Raw genomic sequence first — 13,578 nt, 5'->3', positions numbered from 1 at the left:
ATGAAAACGGAAGGAAAGAAAACAGCGCTTGATGACAATCTGCATTGGTACAAGGATGCCATTATTTATGAGCTCCACATCAAAGCTTTTAAGGACGGCAATAGCGACGGAATCGGTGATTTCAAAGGGCTCATGGAGCAGCTCGACTACCTCCAGGACTTGGGTGTTACGGCCATTTGGCTACTGCCTTTTTACCCCTCGCCCCTGCGCGACGACGGCTACGACATTGCCGACTACTACACCATCAATCCTTCCTACGGCGACATTAAGGAATTTAAGGCTTTTCTTAAAGAAGCTCATCGACGGGGATTAAAAGTCATTACCGAGCTGGTAATTAACCATACCTCTGACCAACATCCCTGGTTTCAGCGGGCGCGCAAGGCCCCCAAGGGCTCCAACCACCGTAACTTTTACGTCTGGACCGACGACCCCAACCAGTTCAAAGACGCCCGGATTATTTTTCAGGATTACGAAAAATCCAACTGGACCTGGGACAGCGAAGCCCAGCAGTACTATTGGCACCGCTTCTTTCACCACCAACCCGACCTCAACTACGACAATCCGAACGTACAGGAAGAGATTTTCAAGATCATCAATTTCTGGTGCAAACTGGGCGTAGATGGCTTCCGGCTGGACGCCGTACCGTACCTCTTTGAGCGCGACGGCACCAATTGCGAAAACCTGCCCGAAACCCACGAGTACCTGAAAAAGCTCCGTAAGTACGTTGACGACCGCTACCCAGGTACCTTGCTCCTGGCCGAGGCCAACATGTGGCCCGAAGATTCGGCAGCCTACTTTGGCGACGGCGACGAGTGCCAGATGAACTACCACTTCCCGATCATGCCGCGCATGTTTATGTCGCTGCAAATGGAAGACCGGTACCCCATCACGGATATTTTTGACCAGACCCCGGAGATCCCCGAAACCTGCCAGTGGGGTATTTTTCTGCGCAACCATGACGAGCTAACGCTGGAAATGGTGACCGACGAAGAGCGCGACTACATGTACAAAGTGTACGTCAAAGACCCCAAGGCGCGCATCAACCTGGGAATCCGGCACCGGCTGGCCCCTTTGATGGAAAATAACCGTAAGAAAATCGAGCTGCTTAACGCGCTGCTCTTTACCTTCCCCGGCACGCCCATCCTCTACTACGGCGATGAGATTGGCATGGGTGACAACTTTTACCTGGGAGACCGCGACGGCGTACGTACCCCCATGCAATGGACGCCCGACCGCAACGCGGGCTTTTCGCAGGCCAATCCGCAACGGCTCTACCTACCCCTGATCCTGGACCCCCAGTACCACTACGAGTCGGTGAACGTAGAGCTGCAAACCCGCAACACCTCCTCGCTGCTGTGGTGGATGAAACGCATGATCAGCACCCGTAAAAAGTACAAAGCCTTTAGCCGGGGTGACATCAAATTCCTGAATTCGGAAAACTCGAAGGTACTGGCCTTTACCCGTACTTACGAAGACGAAACCATGCTGGTGGTTGCCAACCTTTCCCGCTTTCCCCAGCCCCTGGAGCTGGATCTGGACCAATTCAAAGGGTACCAGCCGGTAGAGATATTCAGCAAAAACAAATTTCCGGCTTTCAAGGAAGATACCCCCTATTTCTTTACGCTGGAAGCCTACGCCTGCCAGTGCTTTGTGCTTGAGAAAACGCACCCGGAAATTGACGAAAGCCTGGAACTACCCCTCATTGAGCTTAGCAAATGGAACAGCTTGCTGGAGCCCGCCATGCTGGAAAAACTGGAAACGCACTTTTTACCCAACTACCTGATGCGCGTACGCTGGTTTGGGGGGAAAGGCAAAGGAATTCTGGGGATCAAAGTGATTACGCACGCGCCCATTCCGCTGGGTAGTAATCCGCCTGCGTTCATATTCCTCCTGGAGGTATCGTATCAAGACGGCTTGCCAGAGATGTACCAGCTACCCGTGGCTTATGGCAAAGAGCCGTTTGCGTACCGCGTCAAAGAGAACTGCCCGCAGGCGGTAATAGCCCGGATCAAAGTAGGGAACGAAGAAGAAGGGGTACTCTTCGATGCCATTTACGGGCTCGAGTTGCAGCAGGCGCTGTTTGAGAATATGAGCAAAAGCCAGATACTACCCGCTAAAAACAGCGAGATCCACTTCCTGGGTAATAAAGAACTCAAAAAACACCTTGCCGAAACCGACAAGATAAAGCCGCGGGTACTTTCCGGCGAGCAAAGCAATACCTCCATCACCTACGACGGAAAGTACTTCTTTAAGCTGTACCGGAAGGTCGATCGGGCTATCAATCCGGACGTGGAGATTACGCATTTCCTGAGCCAAAAAGCCAAGTTCCCCAACATTCCGGCTTTTGTGGGGTCCGTAGAATGGAAGTACCAAAACGACTCCATGGTACTAGGCATGATGCAGGAACTAGTCAGTAACAGTACCGACGCCTGGGCCATGCTGCTGGACCGCCTGAATGATTTTAACGATAAAATCCTGTCGGATAATTCCATCCAGCCGCCCGCCGAGCTGCGGGGTAGTTTGATAGACTCAGTACCGTACGAAGACATTCCCGAGTCGCTCAAAGAGCTGATGGATCTTACGGTGGCCGAGCAGATTTCGCTCCTGGGCGTCAGGACCGGCGAAATGCACCTGGCTCTGGCCTCCGGCAGCAACTTGCCCGATTTCAAATCGGAGGATTTCTCCCTGCACTACCAGCGTTCGATTTTCTCTTCGTTGCAGTCGCTGGTGCGGGGTACTTTCCAGAGCCTGAGCCGAAATATCAAGAAGCTCCCCGAAGAAGTGCGGCACGAAGCCGAGGAGATTCTGGGCATGAAAGAACAACTCCTGACGACGATGAAAAGAATCCACGCCCGGAAAATCGACACCTCCAAGATCCGGATTCACGGCGACTACCACCTTGGGCAGGTACTTTTCACCGGCAAAGACTTCGTCATTCTGGACTTTGAAGGAGAGCCCGCGCTGAGCTACAGCGAGCGGCGCCTGAAGCGTTCGGCCCTGCGCGATGTAGCCGGTATGCTCCGCTCCCTACACTACGCTGCCTACGGTAGTTTGTTTTTGGATAATCAGATCCGGGAGGAAGACATCCACAAACTGCTGCCTTTCGTGGAGCAGTGGTACCACTACATGAGTGGATTCTTCATGAAAGCCTACCTGGAAACGGTCAAAGGAAACGCCATCATTCCGCAGGGAAAAGAGGATCTCAACACGCTCTTACAAACATTCCTGCTGCAAAAGGCCGTGTACGAGCTAAACTACGAGCTTAATAACCGACCGGGCTGGGTGATGGTACCGCTCCGGGGGATTAAAGCAATCATGAAGTCAGCCGACAAGCCGTTGGCCGAACTTCAAACCGTTTAAACAACTGGACATGGCAAAGAGCATAGAGCAAAATAAAAAGCCAAAAAAATCAAAAAAGGACGCGTTGGTAGAGGAGCTACCAACGACCTCGCCTCCCTTTACCCTGTTTTCCGACTTTGATATCAACCTGTTCAGGTCCGGTACGCACTACCACTTGTACCATAAGCTGGGGGCGCACCCGGTACAGCACCAGGGGGTAGCAGGTACCTACTTTGCCGTGTGGGCTCCTAACGCGGCGTTTGTGTCTGTGGTGGGAAACTTCAACGGCTGGAACCGCCAAAGTACCCCTCTCACCGCCCGTAGCGACAGCTCCGGCATTTGGGAAGGCTTTGTGCCGGGTATTGGGCAAGAAGCGTACTACAAGTACTTTATCCGCTCCACCAACGGCTACGAGGTTGAAAAAGGCGACCCCGCCGCCTACCACTGGGAAACCCCGCCCCACACGGCCACGGTAGTTTGGGGGCTGGACTTTGCGTGGACGGATGACCAATGGATTCAAAGTCGGAAGGCGGCCCACCCGCTCACCAAGCCCATTTCGGTCTACGAGGTACATTTGGGCTCCTGGCGGCGCATCCAGGAAGAAGACGGGCGCTTCATGACCTACCGCGAGCTGGCCGCCCAGCTACCCGAGTACTGTACCTACATGGGCTTCACGCACGTGGAGTTCATGCCCGTGATGGAGCACCCGTTCTACGGCTCCTGGGGCTACCAGCTTACGGGGTACTTTGCGCCGTCGAGCCGCTTTGGTACTCCGCAGGACTTCATGTACCTCATCGACGCCCTCCACAACGCGGGCATTGGGGTGATCCTGGACTGGGTACCTTCGCATTTTCCCACCGACGAGCACGGCCTGGGGTACTTTGACGGCACGCACCTCTTCGAGCACGCTGATCCCCGCAAGGGCTTCCACCCCGACTGGAAGAGTTTTATCTTCAACTTTGGCAGAAACGAAGTACGGGCGTTCCTGATCTCCAATGCTTTGTATTGGCTGGACAAGTTTCACATCGACGCTCTGCGCGTCGATGGCGTGGCCTCCATGTTGTACCTGGACTACTCCCGCAACGAAGGCGAGTGGATTCCCAACGAGTACGGCGGCCGCGAAAACCTGGAAGCCGTGCGTTTCTTGCAGGAGTTCAACCAGGCGGTTCACCAGTACTTTCCGGACGTGTTTACCGTGGCCGAAGAGTCCACCTCCTGGCCGGGCGTGACGCACCTGGTGAGCAGCGGCGGGCTAGGCTTTGACATGAAATGGATGATGGGCTGGATGCACGATACCCTGCAGTACCTTGAGCGGCCACCCGTGTACCGCTCCTACCACCAGGGGCAGCTTACGTTCAGCCTGCACTACGCTTTTTCGGAGAAATTCACGCTCCCGCTCTCGCACGACGAGGTCGTGTACGGCAAACATTCGTTGATCAACAAAATGCCGGGCGATACCTGGCAGCAGTTTGCCAACCTGCGGCTGCTGTACGGCTACATGTACGGCCATCCGGGGGCCAAACTACTCTTCATGGGGGGCGATTTTGCGCAGCGGCACGAGTGGCGGCACGACTTCAGCCTCGATTGGAACGAGAACAACAACCCCGACCACCAGGGCATCCAGAAGCTCCTCAAAGACCTCAATACGTTGTATAAGGAAGAACCCGCGCTGTACGAGCTCAACTTTGCGCCAGAGGGCTTCGAGTGGATTGATAGCCAGGATGGTACCAACTCCGTTTTGAGCTGGGTCAGAAAAGGGAAAGATCCGCAGGACGAACTGATCTTCGTCGCCAACTTTACGCCGCTGGTGCGGGAAAACTACCGGATCGGTGTATCGAAGGCAGGTACCTATCGGGAGGTACTTAACTCCGACAACCTCCGGTACGGCGGCTCCGACGTTCTCAACGACCCCGAACTGGCCTCCTACCCCATCCCGCGGCACGGCCGTACGCACTCCATTCCGCTGGTACTGCCGCCGCTGGGCGTTGTGGTGCTGAAGTACGTGCAGCCGCACGCGTGGTTGTAGGTTTCTGAGTCTCTTAAAACGCGAAGTACCTGTCACCTAAGTGGTGGCGGGTACTTCGCGTTTGACTCCTTTTTATCCCAGTAGGTACTTATCGGTTATACGCATACGTCCATTCGCTCACGTACTCGCGGGGATCAGTGCCGTCGGTATAGGTAGCGGTTTGTCGAGTCAAACGCCCGTCGGGAGCGTACTCGTAGGCGTAGGTAGTTTCGCCTGGGATAAAATCGGCGGGTTGGGAAACACCAAGTACCCACCTCCCGTTTGTATATAGGTACCTTCGATCATTCTCCGTAAAGGCTATTTTTTTACTGAGCTCTCCGCGGTTGTTGTACTGAAAGGTCGTCGTATTGGTGTAAAGGTACTTTGGAGGCGCCTCGACAAGTAACATCCCTACCATGTCGTGCTTGATAAATACGGAGTCTTTAATATCACTTACACGCCCATGACTACCATAGTTGTAGTATCGCTTTGAAATCCACATGGGCCATCCTGTAACCATCGTTGGCGGCGCTTGAAAAGTATAGTCATGATGTATTAGCTGGATCAACCGTCCATTTTCATATATCGAGGAGTCTGACTCATATAGTTGCCAGCCCATATTAGAACGATAATGTTTAACCAAAAGGGGTTGATTTTGCTCATTGTACGTAATGAGGACGTAGGCTCCATTACCATACCAGCCTAGCTTTTCCATTTTCTCAATAGCCCGGATCTTAAAGGTTCTACCCTCCTGTATTCGGTGCTCTAAAAGAAGTTTTCCTTCCTCATTGTACTGGTACATCACGATAAGGCTATCGGTGGGTAGGTACCTAGCCTCCCGGACACTTTTTAAGTAAATAGGCTCTGGCAGTTGGGGATCTTGGCATCCTGCGCAAAATAGGGCGATGCCTGCCACGAAGAAGAACGTACCGGGTACTTTCATGAATAGTATATGGTTAGGTGGATAAAAGGAACCAAGGAGCTGGAACTCAAATTTAACGCAAACAAATTATCTTTTTCGTAGTGGCAATTGACTTTTTTTATAAAAGTAGTGTTAAAAAGTCGATTTTAGGAAATCAGACTACCCTTTTCCATCTATCTACATTAACTTTGTGGAATTTTTGGGCGTACCCCTCGAAAAAGTCCCTTTGCAAAGGATAAAGGGAGGCAGCACGGGAGGGTACTTTCTTCAAAAATTGAAAAAATCAATTCCCTACATTTCCAAAATTTTCTACTACTGTGCCAAAAAATCCGAACATCAAGTCCATTCTCATCATTGGTTCAGGGCCTATAGTCATCGGCCAGGCGTGCGAGTTCGACTACGCCGGTTCGCAGGCCGCCCGGTCGCTCCGTGAGGAAGGGATTGAAGTAATCCTGATCAACTCCAACCCGGCCACGATCATGACCGACCCCATCAACGCCGATCATGTGTACCTAAGGCCGCTGGAAAAAAAGTACATTATTGAAATTCTGGAAAAACACAAAATAGACGCCGTTTTGCCAACCATGGGAGGCCAGACGGCGTTAAATTTAGCGATCGATTGCGATAAGGCGGGCATTTGGAAGAAGTACGACGTGCAGATCATCGGGGTGGACATCAAGGCCATCGAAACCACCGAAGACCGCGAGAAATTTCGTCTGAAAATGCTGGAATTGGGTGCCAATGTGTGCAAAGGCCGCACCGCCCGCTCCTTCCTCGAAGGCAAAGAAATTGCCCAGGAGATTGGCTTTCCGCTCGTGATTCGCCCATCCTACACCCTGGGAGGTACCGGCGGTGGCTTCGTGGAAAAGCCCGAGGATTTTGACAAAGCCCTCACCAACGGTCTGCACGCTTCCCCCGTACACGAGGTACTGGTAGAGCAGAGCGTGATGGGCTGGAAAGAGTACGAGCTCGAGCTCCTGCGCGACGGCAACGGCAACTTCATCATCATCTGTTCCATCGAAAACTTCGACCCCATGGGGGTACATACCGGCGACAGCATCACGGTAGCTCCCGCCATGACGCTGCCCGATACGCTCTACCAGCAAATGCGTGACCTGGCCATTCGCTGCATGGCCGGCATTGGCGAGTTTGCCGGGGGCTGTAACATTCAGTTTTCGGTCAATCCCGAAAACGACCAGATCATCGTCATCGAAATCAACCCGCGCGTGTCGCGCTCGTCGGCGCTGGCCTCCAAGGCTACGGGTTACCCCATTGCCAAAATCGCCGCCAAAATGGCCATTGGCTACAACCTCGACGAACTCATTAACCCCATTACAGGTACTACCTCCGCCTTCTTCGAGCCCAGCATCGACTACGTGATCGTGAAAGTACCCCGCTGGAACTTCGACAAATTCCAGGGTGCGGACCGCTCACTGGGCCTTCAAATGAAATCGGTGGGCGAAGCGATGGGCATCGGCCGGAACTTCCAGGAAGCGTTGCAGAAAGCCTGCCAGTCGCTGGAGATCCGGCGCAACGGCCTGGGGGCCGACGGCCGCGAGCTGCTCAACCAGGAAGCCATCAAGCACAGCCTGGCGCATCCGAGCTGGGACCGCCTCTTTCACATTTACGACGCCTTCAAGATCGGGCTTTCGTTCAAGACCATCCAGAACCTCACCAAGATCGACGCCTGGTTCCTGCGCCAGATTGAAGAGCTCATTGAGCTGGAACATAAAATTGAAAAGTACGAGCTCGAAGACCTACCCTACGAACTCATGCTCACGGCCAAGCAGAAAGGCTACGCTGACCGCCAGATTGCGCACCTGCTGGGCGTGAAGGAAAGCAAGGTGTACGCCCGCCGCAAAGAAATGGGCATCAAGCGCGTGTACAAATGCGTGGATACCTGCGCGGCGGAGTTTGAAGCCCGCACGCCTTACTACTACTCTACGTTCAATACCTCGCAGGACAACCCCGACAACGAGTCGATCGTCTCCGATAAAAAGAAAGTGGTCGTACTGGGCTCGGGTCCTAACCGCATCGGGCAGGGCATCGAGTTTGACTACTCCTGCGTACACGGCGTACTGGCCGCCAAAGAATGCGGCTACGAAACCATCATGATCAACTGCAACCCCGAGACGGTTTCTACCGACCCAGACATTTCGGACAAGCTGTATTTTGAGCCCGTGTTCTGGGAGCACGTCTTCGACATCATCGAGCACGAAAAACCCGAGGGGGTCATTGTGCAGCTGGGTGGACAAACGGCCCTCAAGATGGCCGAGAAACTGGACAAGTACGGCATCAAGATCATCGGTACCAGCTACCACTCCCTGGACTGGGCCGAAGACCGCGGGCGCTTCTCGGCACTCCTCCACGACCTGGACATCCCCTACCCCAAGTTCGGGACGGTTCGTACCTCCGACGCCGCCGTGGAGCTCTCGCGCGGGCTGGGCTTCCCGCTGCTGGTGCGCCCCAGCTACGTACTGGGCGGACAAAGCATGAAGATCGTCATCAACGAGCGGGAACTGGAACAACACGTGGTGAAGATCCTGCACGACATCCCGGACAACAACATCCTGCTGGATCACTTCCTCGAAGGAGCCATTGAGGCCGAGGCCGACGCCATCTGCGACGGCGAAGACGCCTACATCATCGGGGTAATGGAGCACATCGAGCCCGCCGGTATCCACTCTGGTGACTCCCACGCGGCCCTGCCTCCCTTTGACCTCACCGACGACGAGATCCGGCAAATCGAAGAGTACACCCGCAAGATAGCCCTGGCCATGGAAGTAAAAGGCCTCATCAACGTGCAGTTTGCGGTCAAGAACGGCAAGGTGTACGTGATCGAAGCCAACCCCAGGGCCTCGCGCACGGTACCTTTCATTTGCAAAGCCTACCAGGAGCCCTACGTCAACTACGCCACCAAGCTCATGCTGGGCGAAAAGAAAGTGAAGGACTTTGACTTCAAGCCCGTCAAAAAGGGCTGGGCCATCAAGATTCCGGTTTTCTCGTTCAATAAATTCCCGAACGTAAACAAAGAGCTCGGGCCCGAAATGAAATCCACCGGCGAGGCCATCTACTTCATTGATGACCTCCAGGACGATTTCTTCCAGCGCATCTACGGCGAACGGAACCTGTACCTAAGCCGCTAGGTACTTCCGGCGAATCACTTCCAGTCTCCGCGCAGCAATGCCTGCGCGGAGATTTTTTGTGAGCGGATCATTTCTATTCAGGCCAAATTTCGGGTACTTTACGCACGTTTTACGCTTATCGGCTCCCTACTCCATGGCAACCTTCGCGACCCGCGGCTTGATCCTCATTTTTTCGCTGACCATCGTCTTTCATCTCCTCGTTCTGACGGGAATTATTCCCTACGACATCGTCTGGGGCGGCCGGATACAGACCCAAGCGGACATGTACCGCTTCGAATCCCTATCTCTGGTCGTAAATGCCTTCTTTCTGTTAATCGTCCTCATCAACGCCCGGCTCCTGCCCATCCAGCTTCCTGCCCGCCTCGTGGGCTTTGTGCTGTGGTTCATGGCCTTCCTGTTCCTGCTCAATACCGTCGGTAATTTGCTCTCGACCAACGACACCGAGAAGCTGATTTTTACGCCCCTGACCGCGATCATTTTCGGGCTGACGGTGGTGCTGCTACGCCACCGCAACCAACCGAAACGCCCCACGGCGGACTAACCCACAAAACGGGGAGGTACCCGCCCAGGTACCTTGGCCCGGCGAGTACCTTCCTGACGGATACCTTAGGCCACCATCCGTACGTTCGGCGTGCCCTCTGGTCGCCCTACCTCCTCAATTTTAAAGGCCACAATTTCGGTTACTTTTACCGTTTGGTTCTCCTTGTTGAGGTACTGGCGGTAGTTAAGCTTACCCTCCACCGCCACCAGCTTGCCTTTGGCCAGCAGCTGCTCGCACTGCTGCGCCAGCTTGCCCCAGGCTACTACCGTGTGCCAGGCCGTATTGGTGACCTCCTGCTGCTGGCGGTTGGTGTAGGTTTCGTTGGTGGCCAGGCTAAACGTAGCCAGCTTGCCGCCTTCAAATTCTTTGACCAGGATCTCACGTCCTACGTTCCCGATGAGTTTTACCGTGTTCATGTTGTTTCTTGTTTTAAAAGTACCTAACTAGCTATTGCGTTACCGTAACTGGCTGACACCAGCGACGATACAAAGGTGGTACCTGGCCCGGCTCCCATTCGGTAATTAAGTATTTACAGTCGATTGAAAGCGTTTGTAGTCGTTTGCAAACGGATAGGTAGTGCCTATATTAGGGGTATATACGAAAGGGGGTTCGTGTATACAGATGTTGGCAGCAATTTTAAAAAGAACCACAATATGATATTTCCATTTGACATTAATATAAATCTAAATCAATCAGGAATAACTGGTATTCAAAACCCGACAATTAAAATTTACGGAGGAATAACTACATTTCTTGGTCCAAATGGAGCAGGCAAAACTCAGCTTCTAAGAGGATTAAAACATTCTCTAAGTGCACACTTAAACGGAAAGAAAATAAGATATGTTTCTGCTGGTAGACTTGGTCCTATGGAAAACTATAGGTCTGATTATGACGGGCAGCGAGGACAACCAAGGTTTGACAGTGCAACGTTTGGAGACAAATCTGCTACAGCAAGAAGACATCAAACGGAAACCATTCTTGGTGATTTTGCAACTCTTTCTGAAAGAGCAGATGTATTAATTAAAGTACAAGAGAGATTACGTAAGCTTTTTAAAAGAGATATTGTCGTGGATTGGGACGGAGGAAATTTAAAAATCTTCTTTTCAAGAGTTGACCAAACAACGAGTAAAAATTATTCGTCTGCTCGGGAGGCAAGTGGTTTATTACATTTAGCTGCGATATTAGCATCACTTTATGATGATGAAGTTGGTTGTCTATTAATTGATGAACCTGAAGTATCATTACACCCACAACTTCAATCATTTCTTTTGAACGAAATCAAAAAAGTCGCAGGGAGTAATACAGATAAAGGAAAAAAATTAATTTTTATATCAACACATTCAACTGAATTTATTGAAGTCAATTCTGTAACTCAACTGGCTTCAATTGTGTTTTGCAAAGACATTCAAGAAAGCCCAATTCAAATTGACCCTTCTCTTGGCGACTTCCAGAGTAAAAAATTGCAAGCATTACTTACAAGACTTGGGCAAGAACATAAATTGGCACTTTTTTGCCATACACCATTATTAGTTGAAGGGCCTAGCGATGAAATCATTTGCTCGGCATTAAGTAGAAAACTCTCTTTGAATTTGGAGGCAGCTGGTTCTCAAATATTACCAGTAACAGGTAAAGGACAATTTCCAGTAGTAATTAAACTTTTTCGTTTAATAGGAAAAGTTCCTGCTCTCCTTGCAGACGCAGATGCAATTACAGATGACTTGGATATTATTGGTGTATTCACAAACCTATCTCAAGCTACAGAATTAGCAGCTGGACTTGGACATAGAGATGCAGCTAAATTTGCAAAAGACATTTATAATGATTTCTGTCAGATAGTTTCTACTAAATGGGACGATATTAAAAATCAGGCAGAGTTACATTATTATTGGATAAATAGAGACAAAGGAAAAGATGAACTAATTGCTAAAAGAAGAAGTGCGTTCTGTTGGTTATTCAACACTTCGGATGAAGAAATACAAAAAGTATCTAATGGAGCTGAATGGTTAACGTTAAAAGTCCGTTTATCATCACTTTTAAATTTTTTAGAAAAACTTGGGTGTTTCATACTTAGGAAAGGAACAATTGAAGCATATTATCAGCATTCAGCTACTTTAACAGTCGATGAAAAGCCCAACGCAGCATCGTATGAAGTTAATGGACTGTTGGAGGAAAATTCTGAAAAAGTAAAAGAGATTTATAGCGATATAATTCGTGCTATGACCTTTTGTTCAAACGTAAAGGAAATAAACGAAGCTGAAGCAATTCGAGATTTGCTATTAGCAATGGTTTCACCTGCACTCGCATCTTTAAAGAAAGAGACAACAGATACTGAGTTGAAAATATTTTCCAACAATCTTTTTGGTGCTAAATCAAGCTTATTTACACTTACCAAACATATAGACGGTGAAGACATTTATCTTGACGTCAATCTTTCAACGGATATTCTTGAAGTAACTGGTTTTCCAATTAGAATAAAAAAGGGAGCAAATCCAATAGAAGTGGTAAATAATTCACTTAAACTAAAATGAAAACTACTGCCAACAGCACCTACCCAAAAGGCGGGGTTTCGTGTTCCAAAGACAGTTTTGTGGTTAATCAAACATTAGTTTTTCAAATCAAGTTTTGTGGTAAAAGTCCCGCCCTTCGGGTAGCTGCAAAACGTTGTGCCCTATTTTAAAATGACAGACACGATAGAAAAATATACAGCAGAAGAAATTCTTGAAATATTCAAGGAACAACACAGACTTTGTAGTCCACTTGACCCAGAAGCAGACCCTTGGACTGATATTACTGCTGAAATGACAATTAGAGAATGGAGATGGGCTAATGACTTATTAAGTTGGAAAGATCTGAGTAATTTTTTAATCAAGAATTCCGAATTAACATTGTACTAGCCCCCTAAAAACCTGGAACTGGATTCTACTAATTAAACCCCTTAAATTAGTAGGATTATGTCAAGGAGAAAATTTTCAGTCGAAGAGAAGCTGGCAATCCTGAAAGAGGCCGAGGCCACTGGAATTGCCCAGACCATCCGTCGCCACGGAATTTACGCCAAAATGATCTACCGCTGGCGGGACCAGTTGGAGACCGGCGGCCGGGATGGGCTCAAAGCCTACCAGCGCGTTGATCCCGAACTGCGGCGTCTACAGCTAGAAAATCTGGCGTTGAAGAAGCTAGTGGCTGAGAAGGAGTTGGCGCTTGCCGTAAAGGAAGAACTGCTAAAAAAAACGCAATCCAGAAACAAGACCGGCTGATGGTGGCCTCTCAGTTCATCACTCAGGGTTACCAAACCAGGCAGATTTTGAATCTCTTGCAGATTCCTACCAGCAGCTGGTACTATCAGAGCACGGGCGGCAAGCAGGGACTTAGGCCCAGCACCCATACCCGAACGTTGGACGGTAGGCTGCTTTCCAATCAGGAGATCGTCAGGCGGATCGAGGAGCTCTTACAGCAGGATTTCGTCGACTATGGCTATATAAAGGTGACTCACTGGCTGCGCCAGAACTTGGACTTGATCATCAATTTCAAGAAGGTGTACCGGCTTATGAAGGAAAGTAAACTGCTTTACAATCAGCAACGAAGGGATAAGAAGGGCAAAACGTTCATCAAATTCAGAGTACCCAAA

The 13,578-nt window shown here is 50.5% G+C and carries 10 protein-coding genes; 8 read left to right on the top strand and 2 right to left on the bottom strand.

Going from position 1 to position 13,578, the window contains the following annotated elements; translation table 11 throughout:
* Window positions 1-3,360 (top strand): maltose alpha-D-glucosyltransferase, encoded by a 3,360-nt coding sequence (gene treS, locus HNQ92_RS20480; protein ID WP_184176766.1) that lies wholly within the window; start codon window positions 1-3, stop codon window positions 3,358-3,360.
* Between the two features lie 10 nt (window positions 3,361-3,370).
* Window positions 3,371-5,365: a 1,4-alpha-glucan branching protein GlgB gene (gene glgB / locus HNQ92_RS20475; RefSeq protein ID WP_184176764.1), complete on the top strand. Its 1,995-nt coding sequence runs from the start codon at window positions 3,371-3,373 to the stop codon at window positions 5,363-5,365.
* A gap of 88 nt (window positions 5,366-5,453) precedes the next feature.
* Here the strand turns inward: glgB and HNQ92_RS20470 are convergent, their stop codons facing one another.
* Window positions 5,454-5,753 (bottom strand): hypothetical protein, encoded by a 300-nt coding sequence (locus HNQ92_RS20470; protein WP_184176762.1) that lies wholly within the window; start codon window positions 5,751-5,753, stop codon window positions 5,454-5,456.
* Window positions 5,754-6,583: 830 nt separating this feature from the next.
* On the opposite strand from HNQ92_RS20470, the gene carB reads away from it, so the two are divergent.
* Together carB and HNQ92_RS20460 are read left to right on the top strand one after the other, a co-directional pair.
* On the top strand, window positions 6,584-9,412 hold the full coding sequence (carB, locus tag HNQ92_RS20465; protein ID WP_184176760.1) for a carbamoyl-phosphate synthase large subunit: 2,829 nt from the start codon (window positions 6,584-6,586) through the stop codon (window positions 9,410-9,412).
* Window positions 9,413-9,545: 133 nt separating this feature from the next.
* The gene (locus tag HNQ92_RS20460; protein ID WP_184176758.1) at window positions 9,546-9,953 is read left to right on the top strand and encodes a hypothetical protein; all 408 of its coding nucleotides are present in this window, start codon (window positions 9,546-9,548) and stop codon (window positions 9,951-9,953) included.
* A gap of 65 nt (window positions 9,954-10,018) precedes the next feature.
* On the opposite strand, the gene HNQ92_RS20455 is transcribed toward HNQ92_RS20460, so the two are convergent.
* Window positions 10,019-10,369, bottom strand: a complete 351-nt coding sequence (locus HNQ92_RS20455) for a single-stranded DNA-binding protein (protein WP_184176756.1) — start codon at window positions 10,367-10,369, stop codon at window positions 10,019-10,021.
* A gap of 195 nt (window positions 10,370-10,564) precedes the next feature.
* Here HNQ92_RS20455 and HNQ92_RS20450 point away from each other — a divergent pair, with 195 nt between their 5' ends.
* From HNQ92_RS20450 to HNQ92_RS20435, 4 genes are all read left to right on the top strand, one after another.
* A complete protein-coding gene (locus HNQ92_RS20450) occupies window positions 10,565-12,481 on the top strand; it encodes an AAA family ATPase (RefSeq protein ID WP_221307508.1) in 1,917 nt (638 codons plus the stop codon).
* A gap of 150 nt (window positions 12,482-12,631) precedes the next feature.
* Window positions 12,632-12,847, top strand: coding sequence for a hypothetical protein (locus HNQ92_RS20445; protein ID WP_184177240.1), 216 nt, complete (start codon window positions 12,632-12,634; stop codon window positions 12,845-12,847).
* A 57-nt stretch (window positions 12,848-12,904) separates the two neighbouring features.
* A complete protein-coding gene (locus tag HNQ92_RS20440; protein ID WP_184176754.1) occupies window positions 12,905-13,207 on the top strand; it encodes a transposase in 303 nt (100 codons plus the stop codon).
* Window positions 13,208-13,254: 47 nt separating this feature from the next.
* A partial coding sequence (locus HNQ92_RS20435; protein WP_184176752.1) for an IS3 family transposase occupies window positions 13,255-13,578 on the top strand: 324 nt, incomplete at its 3' end.

Source organism: Rhabdobacter roseus (genome assembly GCF_014202275.1).
Lineage (GTDB): Bacteria > Bacteroidota > Bacteroidia > Cytophagales > Spirosomataceae > Rhabdobacter > Rhabdobacter roseus.
Note: the sequence above shows the minus strand (reverse complement) of the source record. Positions and strands in the feature narration are given on the sequence as shown.

Coding starts and splice junctions, on each gene's coding strand:
- treS (WP_184176766.1), top strand. CDS start 1: ATGAAAACGGAAGGAAAGAAAACAGCGCTTGATGACAATCTGCATTGG.
- glgB (WP_184176764.1), top strand. CDS start 3,371: ATGGCAAAGAGCATAGAGCAAAATAAAAAGCCAAAAAAATCAAAAAAG.
- HNQ92_RS20470 (WP_184176762.1), bottom strand. CDS start 5,753: ATGTTACTTGTCGAGGCGCCTCCAAAGTACCTTTACACCAATACGACG.
- HNQ92_RS20460 (WP_184176758.1), top strand. CDS start 9,546: ATGGCAACCTTCGCGACCCGCGGCTTGATCCTCATTTTTTCGCTGACC.
- HNQ92_RS20455 (WP_184176756.1), bottom strand. CDS start 10,369: ATGAACACGGTAAAACTCATCGGGAACGTAGGACGTGAGATCCTGGTC.
- HNQ92_RS20445 (WP_184177240.1), top strand. CDS start 12,632: ATGACAGACACGATAGAAAAATATACAGCAGAAGAAATTCTTGAAATA.
- HNQ92_RS20440 (WP_184176754.1), top strand. CDS start 12,905: ATGTCAAGGAGAAAATTTTCAGTCGAAGAGAAGCTGGCAATCCTGAAA.